The 16,682-nt window shown below is 69.8% G+C and carries 16 protein-coding genes; 6 read left to right on the top strand and 10 right to left on the bottom strand.

The annotated features are described in order from the left end of the window. Window positions 1–156 precede the first annotated feature (156 nt). A complete protein-coding gene (locus CES90_RS36285; RefSeq protein ID WP_229914381.1) occupies window positions 157–786 on the top strand; it encodes a class I SAM-dependent methyltransferase in 630 nt (209 codons plus the stop codon). Between the two features lie 32 nt (window positions 787–818). Here CES90_RS36285 and CES90_RS50305 read toward each other — a convergent pair whose 3' ends face one another. The 3 genes from CES90_RS50305 to CES90_RS36270 all read right to left on the bottom strand — a co-directional run bounded on the left by CES90_RS50305 (window position 819) and on the right by CES90_RS36270 (window position 3,141). After that, entirely contained in the window at window positions 819–1,235 is a 417-nt protein-coding gene (locus tag CES90_RS50305; RefSeq protein ID WP_229914380.1) for a macro domain-containing protein, read from the bottom strand. Next, a complete protein-coding gene (locus CES90_RS36275; protein WP_229914379.1) occupies window positions 1,220–1,768 on the bottom strand; it encodes a Crp/Fnr family transcriptional regulator in 549 nt (182 codons plus the stop codon). Before CES90_RS36275 ends, CES90_RS50305 begins: the two co-directional genes overlap by 16 nt. A 158-nt stretch (window positions 1,769–1,926) precedes the next feature. After that, a complete protein-coding gene (locus CES90_RS36270) occupies window positions 1,927–3,141 on the bottom strand; it encodes a lactonase family protein (protein WP_189787636.1) in 1,215 nt (404 codons plus the stop codon). A gap of 632 nt (window positions 3,142–3,773) precedes the next feature. On the opposite strand from CES90_RS36270, the gene CES90_RS36265 reads away from it, so the two are divergent. The 4 genes from CES90_RS36265 (at window position 3,774) to CES90_RS36250 (ending at window position 6,909) form a co-directional block, all read left to right on the top strand. Next, complete coding sequence (locus CES90_RS36265) at window positions 3,774–4,109, top strand: YnfA family protein (protein WP_189787635.1); 336 nt, start codon at window positions 3,774–3,776, stop codon at window positions 4,107–4,109. 254 nt (window positions 4,110–4,363) lie between these two features. Then, window positions 4,364–5,500, top strand: a complete 1,137-nt coding sequence (locus CES90_RS36260; protein ID WP_189787634.1) for a PQQ-dependent sugar dehydrogenase — start codon at window positions 4,364–4,366, stop codon at window positions 5,498–5,500. A 360-nt stretch (window positions 5,501–5,860) separates the two neighbouring features. Further along, window positions 5,861–6,196 carry an ArsR/SmtB family transcription factor gene (locus CES90_RS36255; protein ID WP_189787633.1) on the top strand — a complete coding sequence of 112 codons (336 nt, stop codon included), beginning with the start codon at window positions 5,861–5,863 and terminating at the stop codon, window positions 6,194–6,196. After that, window positions 6,196–6,909 carry a cation transporter gene (locus CES90_RS36250; protein ID WP_189787632.1) on the top strand — a complete coding sequence of 238 codons (714 nt, stop codon included), beginning with the start codon at window positions 6,196–6,198 and terminating at the stop codon, window positions 6,907–6,909. The genes CES90_RS36255 and CES90_RS36250 overlap by 1 nt, the downstream gene beginning before the upstream one ends. Window positions 6,910–7,073: 164 nt before the next feature. Here the strand turns inward: CES90_RS36250 and CES90_RS36245 are convergent, their stop codons facing one another. Further along, window positions 7,074–8,495 carry a serine/threonine-protein kinase gene (locus CES90_RS36245; RefSeq protein WP_189787631.1) on the bottom strand — a complete coding sequence of 474 codons (1,422 nt, stop codon included), beginning with the start codon at window positions 8,493–8,495 and terminating at the stop codon, window positions 7,074–7,076. A 610-nt stretch (window positions 8,496–9,105) separates the two neighbouring features. Here CES90_RS36245 and CES90_RS36240 point away from each other — a divergent pair. Then, a complete protein-coding gene (locus tag CES90_RS36240; protein WP_189787630.1) occupies window positions 9,106–10,194 on the top strand; it encodes a hypothetical protein in 1,089 nt (362 codons plus the stop codon). 360 nt (window positions 10,195–10,554) lie between these two features. On the opposite strand, the gene CES90_RS36235 is transcribed toward CES90_RS36240, so the two are convergent. The 6 genes from CES90_RS36235 to CES90_RS36210 all read right to left on the bottom strand — a co-directional run bounded on the left by CES90_RS36235 (window position 10,555) and on the right by CES90_RS36210 (window position 16,671). Then, window positions 10,555–11,064: an O-acetyl-ADP-ribose deacetylase gene (locus CES90_RS36235; protein ID WP_189787629.1), complete on the bottom strand. Its 510-nt coding sequence runs from the start codon at window positions 11,062–11,064 to the stop codon at window positions 10,555–10,557. Between the two features lie 61 nt (window positions 11,065–11,125). After that, window positions 11,126–12,337, bottom strand: coding sequence for a cytochrome P450 (locus CES90_RS36230; protein WP_189787628.1), 1,212 nt, complete (start codon window positions 12,335–12,337; stop codon window positions 11,126–11,128). Beyond that, window positions 12,334–13,812 carry an alkaline phosphatase family protein gene (locus tag CES90_RS36225; RefSeq protein WP_268257065.1) on the bottom strand — a complete coding sequence of 493 codons (1,479 nt, stop codon included), beginning with the start codon at window positions 13,810–13,812 and terminating at the stop codon, window positions 12,334–12,336. The genes CES90_RS36230 and CES90_RS36225 overlap by 4 nt, the downstream gene beginning before the upstream one ends. 31 nt (window positions 13,813–13,843) lie before the next feature. Then, window positions 13,844–15,025, bottom strand: a complete 1,182-nt coding sequence (gene eboE, locus CES90_RS36220) for a metabolite traffic protein EboE (RefSeq protein ID WP_189787627.1) — start codon at window positions 15,023–15,025, stop codon at window positions 13,844–13,846. A 10-nt stretch (window positions 15,026–15,035) separates the two neighbouring features. Next, a complete protein-coding gene (locus CES90_RS36215) occupies window positions 15,036–15,890 on the bottom strand; it encodes a TatD family hydrolase (protein ID WP_189787626.1) in 855 nt (284 codons plus the stop codon). A 52-nt stretch (window positions 15,891–15,942) separates the two neighbouring features. Beyond that, window positions 15,943–16,671 (bottom strand): EboA domain-containing protein, encoded by a 729-nt coding sequence (locus CES90_RS36210; protein ID WP_189787625.1) that lies wholly within the window; start codon window positions 16,669–16,671, stop codon window positions 15,943–15,945. Between the last annotated feature and the right edge of the window lie 11 nt (window positions 16,672–16,682).

Raw genomic sequence — 16,682 nt, 5'->3', positions numbered from 1 at the left:
TCGGCCGGCTGACCTCCATCGATCCCGCGTGCGCGGCGTCGCGTCCGATGCAGTTCGACGGCGCCCCGAAGGGGCGCGGGGCTGCGACGTTGTGCGGCTCCGCGGCGGAGCCGCATGTCGGCACAGCGAGCGGAGCACCTGTGGCAGAGTCGATCCATGCCCTTCGACCACAACGACCACTATCACCGTCTGCTGTTGCGCCAGGTGCCGCGGAACTGTGGTGCGGCTCTCGAAGTCGGCTGCGGGACCGGCCGTTTTGCTCGGCGCCTCGCTGGTATGGGGATCGAGGTCGATGCGGTCGATCCGTCCGAGGAGGTCATCGCGGAGGCTCGTGCCCTGTCGGAGTCGGCAGGAGGCACCAGGAACCCGCGCTTCCGGCAGGCTGATGTCACCGACGTCGAACTCCCCAAGGAGCACTACGACTTCATCTCGTGTCTGGCGAGCATCCATCACATGCCCTTCGACGCGGTCGCCGCTCTGCGTGACGCACTCGCGCCGGAGGGCGTTCTGGTGATCCTTGGCTGTTATCCGGAGAAGACCCGTCTCGACTGGGCATGGAGCCTGGCAGCCGTGCCCGTCAACGCCGTTGCCCGGCTCGCCGTTGCCGCGGCGGACGAGATCCGCCCTGCCGCGTCGGCCGGCACAGAACGGACCAAGGCGCCGGTGATGCCGCCGACCATGTCCTTGCACGAGATCCGCCGGGGGGCCGCGGTGCTGCTGCCCGGATGCGGCATTCGCAGACTGCTGTTCTGGCGCTACCTCCTAGTGTTCCGTAACATCAGCTGACCGAGGGGAGGTCATTTCCACACGTCGTTCCCTCAACGGAGCTGCGCGGCGAACGCCGCGTGTGTCTGCTCGTCGAAGAGGATGAATCTGACCTCCTCGACCTTCGTTTCCGTGGTCCGGACGGTCTCCATGGCGGGGAAGGCGATCGTGTGGGCGCCCAACTCGTCGGCCACGCGGAGGGTGGCGACTCCCGGCCGGCCATCGTGGACCCGAGGGACGTGGCTGCGGTCGCCGTCGCCGCCATGACCAGCGATGCGCACGACGGGCAGCGGTACGACCTGACCGGGCCAGAGTTGCTGACGTTCGCAGACCAGGCGGCGATCCTGGAGGGCGTGCTGGAACGGCCGGTCAAGATCACCGACACGAATGCGCTCGACCAGTTGCCGGCCGGGATGGTCAATGGCATCGGCTGGGCGCGCGTCGGCGGTGCGGCCTACGTCACCGACCACGTGCCACAGGTGCTCGGCCGATCGGCGGGCACGTTCGCGCAGTGTGCACGCGACCACCGGGAGGCACTCACGGCAATGCCGTAACCCACCACCGCCGACGGTCGCCAGGCCCTCGGCCGGAGCGGCGATCTGCTGGTGGGTGAGCGCGGCACGGACTTGAAGACGCTGTCGGAGAGGCGCTGTTCGAGGTCGGTCAGGCGGCGGCCGAGGATCTCGGTGATGCGTGCGGAGATCCGGGCGTCCGCGAGCAGGAAGCGGTGGACGTCGGCGCGGCTCATCACGCAGACGGTGACGCCGTCCAGGGCTTCGGCGAAGTTGTCGTACATCTGCTGCCCGAGCAGCACCATCTCGCCGAAGATGGTGCCGGGACTGATGATCGCGCAGGTCAGGGCGCGGCCGTCGGCGGAGGCCGGGAAGATCCGCACCCGGCCCTTCTTGAGGATGAACAGCGCCTCGGAGGGCTGGGCCGAGCAGTAGAGCAGTTCGCCGGCGCTGTAGGTCTTCATGGGGGCCGCGGCGGCAATGGCGTCCATCTCCGTCTCGGTCAGGTCGCGGAAGATGTCACCTACTCGACCTCCGCGGCCCGGATCCGCGCATCGCGCGCGGGAAAACGACGATCACTCATACGAATCCCCCGACTCGGCGCCCCGGAGGAGCTCCGGGGCGCCGCACCGCAGTGGCCGCTTTTCCTTTACACCGCGGCGATGCCCTCCATGCCGGACTCGGCGAAGGTGGGCAGTCCTGTGGCGGTGGTGACTTTCGTGAGGGAGCCGTTCCTGCCGACGCGGAAGCCGTCGACCGTGCCGGAGACGGCGTTCTGCACGTACAGGAACTTCTCGTCCTCCGTCACGGCCAGGTCGATGACGCCCTGCGACTGGGCCGACGGCGGCGTCGCCACGCCCACGTCGTTGGTGAGCGCCAGGCGCCCGCGCTTGTCCATGCGATAACCGCTGACCGTGGAGTTGCCGGTGTTGCCCCCGTAGAAGAAGTCACCGGCGCGTTCCAGCCAGCACAGTGTCTCCTGGCCGTTGGCCAGCGGCTCCTGCACGACCTTCAGGGTGCCGTCGGCACGCACCTTGTACGTACTGACCGTCGACTTCTCCGCCTCGGCCACCAGCATTCGGCCGCCCTTGTCGAAGGTGATCGCGAACGGCACTCCGCCCGCGGACTCGTTGACGACCGGCGCCTGCGCGGGGCGCCCGTCACGCCCCATGGGAAAGACCTCGACGGTGTTCGCGGACTTGGTGGTGACGACGAGCGCCCGGCCGTCCGGGGTGAACGCGACCTGCCCGGGCGAACTGCTGAACAACGGCACCTTCTCGTTCTCCAGCCCCAGGGAGCGCTGCGAACCCCGCAGCGACTTCAGCCCGTCGGCGGTGATCCGGAAACCCTGGACGCTTCCCTCCCTACCCGCGTTCATGACGTACGCCAGCTTGCCCGAGACAGCGATCGACGCCGGGAAGTCGCCCCCGGAATCCACCACCTGCCGGTCCGTCAGTTTCTGGCCCTCGACCCGGAACGAGGTCACCGTGCCGCTGCCCGCGTTGACCGCCAGCAGTCGCCCCGACCGGTCGTCGTAGACGAGCGAGCCCTGGGAAGCCAGGGAGTCGGTCGGCGCGTCGATCTGGTCGCCGCCCCTACCGCCGGTGGCGTAGCGCCCCGCGGCGGTCAGTGTGCCGTCGTCACCGCGCTTGAAGACGTGGATGGTGTTGCCGTCGAGTTCGTTGCCCTGCACGAACACGGCATGATCGGCGCCCGCCTCCCCCGAGCCCGCGTACCGGCGGCTGGTCTCCCCCGCCGAGGCGACGGTCACCGTCACCGCGGCCGCCGCCGTGGCCAGGACTGCGGCTCCCCCGACGGTCAGCCGAACCTGTAACGCGGACCTGCGCCTCGTGTGCCTGCTCATAGATCGCTCCTCAAACCCCTGCGCCACCCTCGAACGGTGGCGGGCAGAGCCAGAGTTGCCGACGAGACGCCTGTGACTGAAGGGATTCCGCCTCCGCGTCAGGTTCTCGTAATAACCCTGACGTCCACGTGACGACAGCCTTGGGCCGACTGGGCCGGCACCGAGATCTCGGTGCCGGCGGTACACCGCCGGCGCCTCGTTTTGCACTGTGCAGTGATCGGGCGGGGCCCGTCCGGCGGCCGACCGCCAGGTGCCCGTGATCGCGGCGACCGTGCCGAGCACACGGCCGACGCCGAGGAGAACCACCGTGCCAAATCCTCGCTGACCTCGTGTCCACAAGATGCCGCACGCGCTCGCGGGCATGGCCGCCCTCGCCTGTGTGGCGTGCTGCGCGCTGCCTGTCCTTGGCGCGGCGGGCGGCGTTGTCGGAGCCGGTGCCGGAGCGGTCGGTGGGCTGGCTGCCGTCCCTTGCCGTCGCCCTGGCGTGCTCGCCGGCGGGACCTGGTGGCTCGGGCATCGCCGCCGCTCCTGCTCCCGCGCGCTGAAGACCGCAGGTGAGGACGGATGCGGCTGCCAAAGATCCAACAAACCCCTGAAGATCGGCAGTGGAGGCCGACAGTAAGGTCCTGGGCATGGTCATCGCTCGTTCCGTTGCCCTGTTCGCCCTTGCCGCTCTCTTCGAGATCGGCGGCGCCTGGCTGGTCTGGCAAGGCATCCGCGAGCACAAGGGCTGGATCTGGGTCGGCGGCGGCGCCATCGCCCTGGGACTGTACGGAGTCGTTGCCACATGGCAGCACGACGACAACTTCGGCCGGATCCTCGCCGCCTACGGCGGGATCTTCGTCGCCGGGTCCATCGCCTGGGGCATGGTCGCCGACGGCTACCGCCCCGACCGCTGGGATGTGATCGGCGCACTGGTTTGCCTCGCCGGAATGGCCGTGATCATGTACGCACCGCGCGGGCACTGACCTTGCCCAAACCTTTCCGTTGGCCACCCTGCGCACGGCACACGTGGTCATCCATGGAGTCAGGGCATGTCTCGTGCGGGGTGGCGAAGTGTGGTCTATTTCAACAACCCCTGTCCCGGTAGCCTCACCTGTGGTCAGTAGCGCACCATCCCCCCACCCCCCAGGTGTGCGTGCCGGCGTGGACGACACCCGCCTATCTCTGCCCCTGGCAGCCGGGTGACCTCCCCCCGTTCGCCGCCTCTAGGAGGATCACGGTGAAAGTTCGCACCAGAAGCTCGGCGATCATCGGCACCCTCTGCCTCGTCGCTTCCCTCGCGTTGACCACGGCGTCTGCCGACGAGCTCAGCGCCCCACGTCAGGCAGCGAAGGTCGTGCTCAAGAAAGTCGCCATGGCCCAGAATCCATCCGCCGGCACCGCCGGTCCCGGTGGCACGGTCTGGATAGCCGAACGCGCGGGCAAAGTAAGGGTCTTGGACGATCAAGGGCTCGGCGAGCCCGTCCTCGACATATCCGGCGAGACCACCACCAACGGCGAACGCGGCCTGTTGGGCATCGCGTTCGACAAGGAGTTCGCGCACTTCTACATCTCGTTCACGAACCGCGAAGGCACCAGCACCGTGGACGAGTTCGCGGTGCGGGACGGCAAGATCCAGCGGGACACCCGGCGCACCGTTCTCACCCAGACACAGCCCTACGCGAACCACAACGGCGGCGACATCACGTTCGGCCCCGACGGCTATCTCTACATCGCGCTCGGCGACGGCGGCTCGAGCGGCGACCCGCACGGCAACGGGCAGAACCTCGGCACGCTGCTCGGCAAGCTACTGCGGATCGACCCGAGCGGTGGCAAGCCGTACGCGATCCCGCCGGGCAACCCGTTCGTGGACGACCCGAACGCGAAGGACGAGATCTGGGCGTACGGGTTGCGCCATCCGTGGCGGTTCTCCTTCGACGCGGGCACGGGCGACCTGCTGATCGGGGACGTCGGCCAGAACGCCTGGGAGGAGATCGACTGGGCCCCGGCAACCAGCAAGGGTGGCGAGAACTACGGCTGGTCCCAGATGGAGGGCAACCATCCCTTCCGGGGCGGCACGGAGCCCGCGAACCACGTACCGCCGATCCACGAGTACGACCGCAGCGGGTTGGGTTGCTCGGTGACCGGCGGATACGTATACCGAGGCGAGGCGATCCCGGACCTCAAGGGTCAGTACGTGTTCAGCGACTACTGCGACGGCGCCGTCCGTGCTCTGCAGATGGAGAACGGCAAGGTGACCGGCGTGAGCAACCTCGGAGTCGACGGCGGCCGGGTCGTCTCGTTCGTGCAGGGAGGCAATGGCGAGCTGTACGTGCTCGACCTGCGTGGCAGCGTCTCCCGTATCGACCCGGCGTAACGACTACCGGATGAAGAAGCCGCCGGGTAGCGAGTATCACCCAGGTTGGCTGGATCACCTCCGGGATCTCCGGCCCGCTTGAGGCACGCCTGCCGCCCCGCCCCCGGAACCGGCGGCAGCTGGCCGGCTGTGGTCTGACCGCTCTTCCGTGACACGCCCAAGCTCGACGACGTAACGCCCTGTCTGCTTCTGGCGTAGTCGTCACGCAAGCGCGGTCAGAACCAGCCGTGGCGCTCAGTCACATCAATGTGACTGAGCGGGCCAGTTGGCCAGTGAGTGCTCCAGCCGGCCGTCACGGCGCACAGTGCGGATCGACGATCCAGTCTTTCATGAATTCATGAATCTGTGTACTGTCATGGTGTGTTGACCATTGCCCCCGACATCGACGTGCTCGTCCGGTTCGGCCGCGCGCTCGCCGATCCGATCCGCTGCCGCATCCTGCTCGCCCTGCGGCAGGCCCCGGCCTACCCCGCCGACCTCGCCGACGCACTCGCCGTCTCTCGCACCCGGCTGTCCAACCACCTCGCGTGTCTGCGGGACTGCGGCCTGGTCGTCACCGTGCCCGACGGCCGCCGCACCCGTTACGAACTGGCCGACGAACGTCTCGGTCACGCGCTCGACGATCTGCGCACCGCCGTGGTGGCCGTCGAGACCGACCGGACCTGCGTCGACGCCGACGACAAGGGCTGCTGCTGATGACCGCGATATCCCTCGGCCCCCCGCCGAGCCGCCGCGATGTGCTCGCACGCCGCATACGTCTGCTGGTCGCCGCGACCATCACGTACAACGTCGTCGAGGCGGTCGTCGCCATCACCGCGGGGACCATCGCGTCGTCCACCGCCCTGATCGGCTTCGGCCTGGACTCCGTCATCGAGGTCTCCTCCGCCGCCGCGGTGGCCTGGCAGTTCTCCACCCGCGAGCACGCCGTACGCGAGGCACGCGAGAAGACCACCCTGCGGATCATCGCGGCATCTTTCTTCGCGCTCGCCGCCTACGTCGGCGTCGACGCCGTCCGCGCTCTCGCCGGCACCGGCGAGGCCGAACGGTCCGTCCCCGGCATCGTGCTCGCCGCCCTCTCCCTCGCGGTCATGCCGTTCCTGTCCGCCGCCCAGCGCCACGCCGGCCGAGAACTCGGCTCCGCCTCGGCGGTCGCGGACTCCAAGCAGACCCTGCTGTGCACGTACCTCTCGGCCGTGCTCCTGGTCGGCCTGGTACTGAACGCCACTCTCGGCTGGTCCTGGGCCGACCCCATCGCCGCCCTCGTCATCGCTGCTGTCGCTGTCAAGGAGGGCCGCGACGCCTGGCAGGGCAAGGGCTGCTGCGCACCCTCAGTCGCCACGGTCCCGGCAGCCGACGTCGAAGAGAGCGACGCGTGCGGCTGCCGACCTGGCTGCGACTGCTGCAACTAGCCATCCATCCACCCCACTCGCCCCGGCGGCGAGTGGGGTGGATGGAGTGCTCAGAATGGCCAACTGGGCCATTGAGTGCTTCGCTTGGCCACTCCGGGCGGTGCGGGTCTTTGCGGTGTCAGGCCAAAGCCCAAGAGAGCAGCCCGGTCGGTACTGCTGGTTTGTCAGCCGGATGCGGCGAGCTGGTTCAGCAGCCGCATGACCTGGGAGTCGCCGCTCCATTGGCCCTTTTGCCGGGCGTCGGCAAGGCGCTGACGGAGGTCGCGGGCCTTGTCTGCAGCCTTGGCGGTATCGCCCGCCTGGACCTTTTTGTTGATCTCGGCTGCTTTCTTCTGGGCGTCCCGGTACAGGTCGGGCTCCATGGAGCCGGACTGGGCGGCCAGCGCGGCGGACAGCCGGCGGGCGAGGGTGGCCGGATCCTGGGTGGCAGCCTGCTTCACGCTCGGGGTGGGCGTGGGGGTCGGGCTGCGGGTGGGAACCGGCGACGAGCTGGAAGAGGCCGGCTCACTGGTGGCTGGGGATGCGGACGAGGCCGGCGAGGTGGTGGTGTCCTCACTGCTGTCGCCGTAGGCAAGGAGGAAGAGCACGGTCAGAAGGGCGGCGCCGACGGCGACCAGACCGCCGAGGACGAGCGGCAGGGGCAGGCGGGCCCCCTGTCGAGGGCGGCGCCGTGACAGCGGCGATTCGTCTGCGGCAACGCTGATGGAGGGAAGGGGAGCGGTGGCGTCGCCGACGGGCGGCAGCAGCCGGGTGGCCTGGGCTGGAGCTTCGGCGGCGACGGCTGCCAGCTGCCGGGAGATGTCGGCGGCATCACCGGGCCGGTCGGCCGGGTTCTTGGCCAGCAGGGCGTGGACCGTGCGCACCAGGAGCGGCGGCACGTCCGGGCGTATCCCGTCCAGCGGGGCGGGGTGATCGTGGACGTGCCGGTAGAGCACCCCAGCGATGTCCTGGCTGGGGAAGGGCGGCTGCCCGGCCAGGAGTTCGTACAACACGCAGCCGAGCGCATACAGGTCGGCGGCTGGGCCCACCGGATGCCGCAGCGCCTGCTCGGGTGCGGTGTAGGCGGCGGTGCCCAACGCGGGAGAGCCGTCAGCGGCGGCATGTTCGGCGAGCTGCGCGATGCCGAAGTCGACGACCTTGACCACGCCGTCGTCGCTGAGCAGCAGATTGGCGGGTTTGATGTCCCGGTGCACCACCCCCGCGGCATGCGCGGCGGCCAGGGCGCTCGCCGCCTGAGCGCCGAGATCGGCGGCTCGCTCCCAGGCCAGCTGACCCTGGGCGGCGCGTATCTCGGCGAGGCTGCGGCCGCGGACGAGCTCCATGACCAGGAACGGGTGGCCGTCGGCAGCATGCCCGAAGTCGTAGATCGCGGCGATGTTGGCGTGGGTGAGCCGGGCGGCGGTGTGCGCCTCGTACCTGAACCGCTCGGCCGCGCCCTCATCGCCTGGTGAGGCGGCGAGGAGTTTGACCGCGACCTCCCGGCCCAGCGCGCTGTCCCACCCGCGCCAGACCTGGCCCATGCCGCCGCTGCCGAGCGGCTCGACCAAGCTGTACCGGTCCACGAGCATCGCGCCCTTCACACCCACCCCCACACCTGGTCCGTCAAAACGCACACTTTAGGCCAGCCCGACCACTCCAGCATGCCGGGCCGAAACACGAGAACAAGCAGACCGCCACGCGACCGGGACAGGTCGGCCCGGCCTGCCCGCGAGGCGGGCGGTGACGCCTGCGGGGTCCGGTGCGCTGACAGCGTAGGGCCGGTCGTCTACGTCCGTCGTGCCTGCACTGTCCCCGCGTGCGGGCACTGCCGCAGGGGCAGGCACGTGCATCCCCGTCGTCTGCCTTCCCCTGCGATCCAGCGCAGCCAGGGCCCGTCCGCCAACGGCTCACAGAGGCCGGCACAGCACGGCGCCGGGCATGAGCAGGCCGAGCGTGCCGTGGCGCAAATGGACCGCATCCGCCCCCCCTCCTGCCCCAGCCCTCATCCAAGTCACCACGACGGCCGCCTGGACTGCCTGCGCTCCTGAGTCTTGGTCCGTTCCCATGCGCTCGGTCGGTGCTGGCACGAGGCATGATGACCGGGTGCATTTCACCGCCTCACCTGTCGTCCTGCGCCGGACCGAGCGTTGGTTCATCCGAACAGGTACGCCCACCATGATCGAGGGGTACAGCTTCACGAGGGACGTCCTCCCTCGCATGCTGCCGACGCTGTCCCTTGTGACCGTCGCGAGCCTCGCCTGGCTACTACCGCTGAAAGCCGCGGGCTCGCAGGGCCGAATGCTGCTCGGCGCGGTACTTGCGGCGACGCTGGCGGCATGGGCCGCGATCAGAGTGTTCGTCCGACGGCTGCCCCGCTTCTCGCACACCGTCACTGTCGCGATCCTCGCCACATATGCTGCGATGCCCGTCGCCGTCCCCCTTTTGCAGCTCGCCCTCGATGACACCATCACGCCGCCCGGAGGGAACGGTCTCGGTCTTCTGGGATTCGCCCTCTTCTTCGCCACGGTCTTCGGCGCCACGTTCTTGGCAACCACATACGGCTTCGGCGCATTGATGCGCCGGGCGATCCGGCACTCGGTCTACGACCTGCGCAACAGCATGCATCTGTTGGGCCGGGCCTTGCCGCCCATGCTGCTCGTCACGCTCTTCCTGTTCTTCACCGGCGAGTTGTGGCAGGCCATGAACAGACTCACATGGTCGCGGCTCGCCTTTGTCATCGCGCTGTTCGTGGGAGTCACCGTACTCGCCGCGGCCGTCCGCCTGCGCGACGAGATCGGGCGGGTCGAGCAGGACCTCAGCCTGCCCGTGCTGTCGAAGGCATGCCAGGGCACGCCCTTGGCCAGTGTGCCCATAGACGAGCTGATACCCCACGGTTCCCTCGACCCGGTGCCGCTGAACGGACGCCAGTCCCGCAACCTGCTGCTGATGCTCGCCACCCGCCAACTCGTGCAGGCGATAGTGGTCGGGGTGGCACTGTTCTCGTTCTTCATCGTCCTCGGCCTGATCATGGTCACACCCGAGACAGCGGAACAGTGGATCGGCGCAGTGCCCGTGCAGTCAACCCTGTTGCCCGGGGTTCCGGTCGCCCTTCTGCGTAACGCCACGCTCTTCGCCGCGTTCGGCAGCATGTACTTCACCGTCACCTCGATGAGCGATGCCGACCACCGGCAGCAGTTCTTTGCCCCGATCATCGACGAAGTCGAACGCACACTTGCAGTGCACGCCGTCTACCTGGCCATACGGATCAACGAGCGTGTCGACCACGCCAGAATCGGCACCGGCTGACGTGTGTGGCACCCGGTACACCGTGCCCCTCCGGACGTCCTGATCCACCTGCTGTTCAACGAGGGCCACTTGTCCACCGCCGAGCAGGCGCAGTCCCGCGATATGGCCCACGACGCCGAGTGGCCGGCCGAGCTGCTGCACCGGCTGATGCCGACCGAGCACCGCCGGCACGATCCAACGCACCCTCGCCGACGCCCTGGACGCAACCGGCCCCGCAGTCCTTGCTCTCCTCCTCGCCGCCCCTGCTGATCGGGGGCGTGGCGCTCCGCCGCCGGCGCCTGCGCACGGCAGACCGGGAGTCGGCCGAACCCGGCTCACGGGGGGCCCAGGCGAGACCCGGGGAACTGAACCACTGTTCCCTCAACGGAGCTGCGCGGCGAACGTCTCGTACGCCCGCTCGTCGAAGAGGACGAATCTGACCTCCTCGACCTTCGTTTCCGTGGCTCGCACCGTCTCCATGGCGATGCGGGCGGCGTCGTCCATGGGCCAGCCGTAGATGCCGGCGGAGATGGCGGGGAAGGCGATCGTGCGGGCGCCCAACTCGTCGGCCACGCGGAGGGATTCGCGGTAGCAGGAGGCGAGGAGCGCGGATCGGTCGAGGCTCTGGCTGTGGACCGGGCCCACGGTGTGGATCACCCAGCGGGCGTCGAGTTCGCCTGCTGTCGTGGCGACGGCCTGGCCGGTGGGGAGGCCCTTGCCGTAGTGGGAGGCGCGGAGCTTGCGGCAGTCGGCGAGGATGGCGGGGCCGCCGCGCCGGTGGATGGCGCCGTCCACTCCTCCCCCGCCGAGGAGGGAGGAGTTCGCGGCGTTGACGATGGCGTCGACGGACTGCTCGGTGATGTCGCCCCGGACGAGGGTGATCGTGGTCATGTCCGCCTCTATATCAGCCACCGGGCCCTGCGAGCCGTCGAAATAACGGGCTACCCCGCGCCTACCAGCCGACCGGCAGCGCCCGCATCCCGTGGAACATGCTCGCGGTGAGTGCGAAATCCTCCGGCCGGTCGGTCAGGTGCAGTTCAGGGAGCCGTTCGAAGAGGGCGGGCAGGCCGATCTGCAGTTCGGCGCGGGCAAGGGACTGGCCGATGCACTGGTGGAGGCCGTGGCCGAATGCCAGATGCCCGGTGGTGTCGCGACGGACGTCCAGCGCGTCCGCGTCGGAGAAGACGGCCGGGTCGCGGTTGGCGGCGTCCACCGCCACGACCACGCCGTCCCCGGCGCGGATGCGGACGCCCCCGACCTCCACGTCCTCGGTGGCGATCCGCCGCAGCCCCGTGTGGGCCAGGGTGATATGGCGCAGCAGCTCCTCTACCGCGTCCGGCCACAGGGCGGGCTCCGCGCGGAGCACGGCGAGCTGGTCGGGGTTGCGCAGCAGGGCCACGACGGAGAGCGAGAACATGTTGGCAGTCGTCTCGTGGCCCGCCACCAGCAGCAACGCGGCGAGTCCGACGGCTTCGGCCGTCGTCACCTCGCCGGTCGCCACCCGGTCGCGCGCGAGCCGGGAGACGAGATCGTCGGCGGGCTCCCGGGTGCGCAGGGCGAGCAGTTCGCCCAGGTAGGTGTGGAGGGCCTTGCGGGCGGCGAGCCGCTCGTCCGGTCCGGCGGCGAGACTACTGATCGCCTTCGCCTGCCGCTGGAAGAAGTCGTGGTCCTCGTACGGCACCCCGAGTAGTTCGCAGATCACGAGTGAGGGCAGCGGCAGGGCGTACGCCTCCACCAGGTCGGCCGTCGTGGCGCCGTCCGCCGTCATCGCGTCGAGCAGTTCACCGCAGATGCGGGCGATCGCCGGCCGCAGTTGCTCGATACGGCGGAAGGTGAAGTCGGGGATCAGGACACGGCGCAGTCGTGTGTGGTCGGGCGGGTCCATCATGAAGAACTGGCCGGGGGCGCGCGGCGGCGCCTGCGGCCCGAATCCCGGGAAGCCTTCCAGAGTCGCGTCGGCGCTGAAACGCGGGTCGGCGAGGACCGCGCGGGCGTCCTCGTGCCGCGTGACCAGCCAGGGGCTGTTGTCACCCCAGATCGTCACCCGCCGGACCGGCTCCTCCGCACGCCACTTGGCGTACTCGGGAGCCGGGTCCAGCAACGGGCGCTCGGCCGGGAGGGAGGGGTGGCTCGGGTCGGCCCGGTGGGCCGGGTGGGTCGTCATGCGGGCAGCCGCCCTTCGTCCTCGGAGGCGTCGTTCTTGGAGGCGTCGTTCTTGGAGGCGTCGTTCTTGGAGGCGTCGGCCTCGGCGCCCTCCGCCTCCAGCCCGGCCAGCCCCAGCAGCAGCGCCTTGATCTCGGTGGCCGCGTACGCCTCGCGGGCCTGCTCCGGTGCGGAGCACAGCAGCACGGGGCCGTCGTCCGGGTGGTCGGGCAGTCGGCCGTGGCTGCCGCTGACGCCGGAGGGGTCCAGCGGAACGGTGCTGATGCGGTAGCGGAACCCGAGCTTCTTGCGGGCCACTTGGCCGATCGCGCGCAGTTTCACCGCGGGGACGGTCTCGTCGTACAGCAGCTCGGCGGGGTCGTAGCCGGGCTTGCGGTGGATCTCGACCTGGCGGGCGAAGTCGGGGGCGCGCTCGTCGTCCAGCCAGTAGTAGTACGTGAACCAGGCGTCGGGGTCGGCGATCGCGACCAGCTCGCCGGAGCGTTCGTGGTCCAGACCGTGGGCCGCTTTGCCCTGGGCGTCCAACACCCGCTCCACACCGCCGAGTTCGGCCACGATCTTGGCGACCGCCTCCGTGTCGGCCGGGTCCCTTACGTAGACATGGGCGATCTGGTGGTCGGCCACGGCGAATGCCCGCGAGGTCCACGGGTCGAGGTACTCCATGCCGTCCTGGACGTACACGTCGAGCAGTCCGGCACGGCGCAGGGCACGGTTGATGTCGACCGGGCGGGAGACGGGCGTGATGCCGTACTCGCTGAGCGCCACCACCGTGGCGCCCTCGCTCAGGAAGTGGGCGATCAACGGGCGCAGGGCGTCGTCGAGTTGGCGGGCGGCGCTGATCGTGGCCGGTGAGTCGGGGCCGGATCGCTGGGGCTCGTAGTCGAGTTGGGGGAGGTAGACGAGGGTGAGGTCGGGGTGGTGCTCGTCGAAGACCTGGCGGGCGGCGCCGAGGATCCACTGAGTGGAGGGCATGCCCGCGTTGGGGCCCCAGTAGGTGAACAGGGGGAACGGGCCCAGCCGGTCGGTGAGTTCGTCGTGGAGGGACGGCGGCCAGGTGTAGCAGTCGGGTTCCTTGCGGCCGTCGGAGTAGTAGACCGGGCGTGGGGTGACGGTGAGGTCGACGTCCGCGCCCATCGCGTACCACCAGCAGATGTTGGCGACCTTGTAGTCGGGGGTGGACCTGCGCGCCGTCTCCCAGATCTTCTCGCCGTCCACAAGCGCGTTGTGCTGGCGCCACAGCAGCACTTCGCCGAGGTCCCGGAAGTACCAGCCGTTGGCCACCGCGCCGTGCCCGGAGGGCGGTTCGCCCGTGAGGAACGTGGACTGGACCGTGCAGGTCACAGCGGGCAGTACGGGGTCGAGCCGGGCCTGGAAGCCGCGGTCGCCGAGGGCGGCCACGGCGGGCATGTGTTTCAGCAGTTTGGGGGTGAGGCCGACCACGTCGAGGACGACGAGCCGGTTGGGTCGGGTGCTCACTGGTGGTCCTCCTTGAGGCCGGATCGGGTATTCACCGGTGTTCCTCCTTGAGGCCGAGGCCGGTCAACCGGTCGCGTGCCCAGGCGAGTTCGGCGGCGATGCCGCCGGCCAGGTCGGCGGGGGGCTCGGGGAGGACGGACCATGTGTAGGTCTCGACCTCGATGTGGTCGCAGTCGGCCGAGGCTCCGCCGAGCAGCCCGGCGAGGACACCGCTCAGTTGGTCGGCGGTCGTGTGCAGCGGTGGTTCGGGGTCGGCGTGCAGCGGGGCGTGGAAGTGGACGCGCCAGGGGCCGGTGTCGGTGGGCAGACCGTCGTCCAGCGCGTCCGGGAGGTCGTCGACTCCGCGTACTCCGGCCGCTGTCGAGGTGCGCGTCTGGTGCAGGAAGCGGGGCTCGACGAATCGGCCCAGGGCCACGCGGGTCGCCGGGTCGGCCGGGTCCGGGGCCTCGATCGCGCAGGACGCCTGGAGCTTGACGACGGGCAGCCCGGCGTCCGCCAGACGGCCCAGGGCGGCGCCGGGGTCCTCGAACTGGACGGCGAGATGGCAGGCGTCCAGGCACACACCGAGTCGGTCGGGGTCGAGGCCGCGCAGTTCCCGTACCGCCTGGGCGGTGGTCTCCACGACGCAGCCGGGTTCCGGTTCGAAGGCGACGCGGATACGGCGGCCGGTGTCCGACTCGATCTCGGCGAGCCCTGCGGTGAGCCGGTCCAGGGCCCGGCGGGCGGTCTCGGCGCGGTCCGAGGGCCAGGGGGTGCGCCAGGCCAGGGGGAGGGTGGAGATGCTGCCCCGCTCGGCGTCGTCCGGGAGGAGTTCGGCGAGGACGCGGGCGCAGTCGAGGGTGTGGCGCAGCCGTGCCTCGTCCGCCCAGTCGGGCAGGTACACGTCCTTCTTGACCACCTCGCGGTGGAAACCGGCGTACGGGAAGGCGTTGAAGGTGACCGTCTCCAGACCGCGCGCCGCGAGTTCTGCCTTGAGGCGCTTCAACTCGGCTGTCTTATCGACCAGTTGACCGACCGGTTGACCGACCAGCTGTGTGACCACGCCACGGGCGAGCCAGAGTCCGATGCCCAGCCGGTCGACGCCCAGGTGCTCCCGCACGGGCTCGGCGTAGCCGGCGAGCTGGGCGATGACGCCCTCCAGGTCCTCCGCCTGATGGACGTTGCTGCAGTAGCCTAAGTGGACGGCGGTGCCGTCCGGGTGCCGGAATCGCATGACCGTCCCCTCACGCTCCGCCGCGCCGGATGGAGTTGCCCTCGAAGGAAGACTCCTCGTCCGGCTTGGGCTCGTCGAGGTCCAGTCGGCCGCTCTGCCCGTAGAAGTCGACCGGGTTCCGCCACAGCACCCGGTCCACGGCACCGTTGTCGAACCCGGCGGCGAGCATCGCGTCGGCGGTCCTGCGGGTCTTGAGCGGGTCCGAACGGCCCCAGTCGGCGGCGGAGTTCACGAGCATGCGCTCGGTGCCGTGCTCCTGGAGGATGGTGACCATGCGGTCCTCGCTCATCTTTGTCTTCGGGTAGATCGAGAACCCGGCCCAGCAGCCGCTGTCGAGGACCATGCCGACGGTCAGCTCGTTGAGGTGGTCGAGGACGACGAGTTCGGGGGCGATGCCGGACTCCCGTACGACGTCCAGGGTCCGGCGGGTGCCGGTGGCCTTGTCGCGGTGCGGGGTGTGCACGAGGGCGGGCAGGCCCTGCTCCATGGCGAGTTGGAGCTGGAGCGCGAGCGCCTCGTCCTCCTCCGATGTCATGGAGTCGTAGCCGATCTCGCCGACCGCTACCACCCTGTCCTTGGCGAGGTAGCGGGGCAGCTCGTCAAGGACCGGCCGGCAGCGCGGGTCGTTGGCCTCCTTGGGGTTGAGCGCGATCGTGCAGAAGTGCTGGATGCCGAACTGGGCCGCACGGTAGGGCTCCCAGCCCAGCAGCGCGTCGAAGTAGTCGTAGAAGCTCTCCGGCGACGTACGGGGCTGCCCCATCCAGAAGGCGGGTTCGACGACGGCGCGCACCCCGGCCGCATGCATCGCCTCGTAGTCGTCCGTGGTGCGGGAGGTCATGTGGATGTGGGGGTCGAAGATGCGCACAGGTCAGCTCTCTTTCTTGAGGACTGCGGCTCTGGCTGGGGGATTGCGCGGCTTACTGGAGCGCCTTCAGAGCGCGTACGGCTGCCTCGCGGCGGTCGGGGGTGGCGGCTCGGGTCTCGGCGGCGAGCTTCTCGGTGAGGGTGGCGAGGGCGGGGAAGGCACGGACGACGGGCCAGATGTCCGGCGGTACGTCCCGTCCGGCGGCGACCCGCTCGTGGGCGAAGTCGGCGAGCATTCGGGCCAGTTCGTCGTCGGCGCGGGTGTCGAGCCCGGCGATCCGGTCGAGGGCTATCTCGTAGAAGACGCACTTCAGGACGGCCTGGCGGTACTCGGCCTCGGGCAGCCGGGCGGCGCCGTACGGTCCGAGGGCGGCCTCGATGAGGGTGCTGTCGTTGCCCCGCAGGGCTTCGCGGACGAAGCCGAGAGCGGCCTCCTCGGACACGTCGAGGAAGGGCAGTGCCCTCAGCACGGCCCGCTGTTCCGCCGGGTCGCCATGGCGGAAGAGACCTGTCAGTTCGGACGCGAGCGGGGGGCCGTCGAGGGGGAGCGCGAGGAGCAGAACGGCGCGAGCCGCCTCGTCGGCGGTCCAGTGCTCGTCCAGACGGTCCCGACCGCAGTGCCGTCGGACCGCGGGGAACAGGGCCCTTACGGCGGTGAACCGGGCGGCGACGCGGGCCTCGGCCTCGTCGAGCCAGGCGCGGCCGGCCGGGTCAAGGGGGTGGAGGGCGAGGGCGGTTCGGGGATCGAGGGGCGCGGAGTCGGACATTCCGGTGGATGCCATGACAGAACGAC

This window comes from Streptomyces capitiformicae, from assembly GCF_002214185.1.
Lineage (GTDB): Bacteria > Actinomycetota > Actinomycetes > Streptomycetales > Streptomycetaceae > Streptomyces > Streptomyces capitiformicae.
This window is presented reverse-complemented; position numbering and strand designations above follow the sequence as displayed.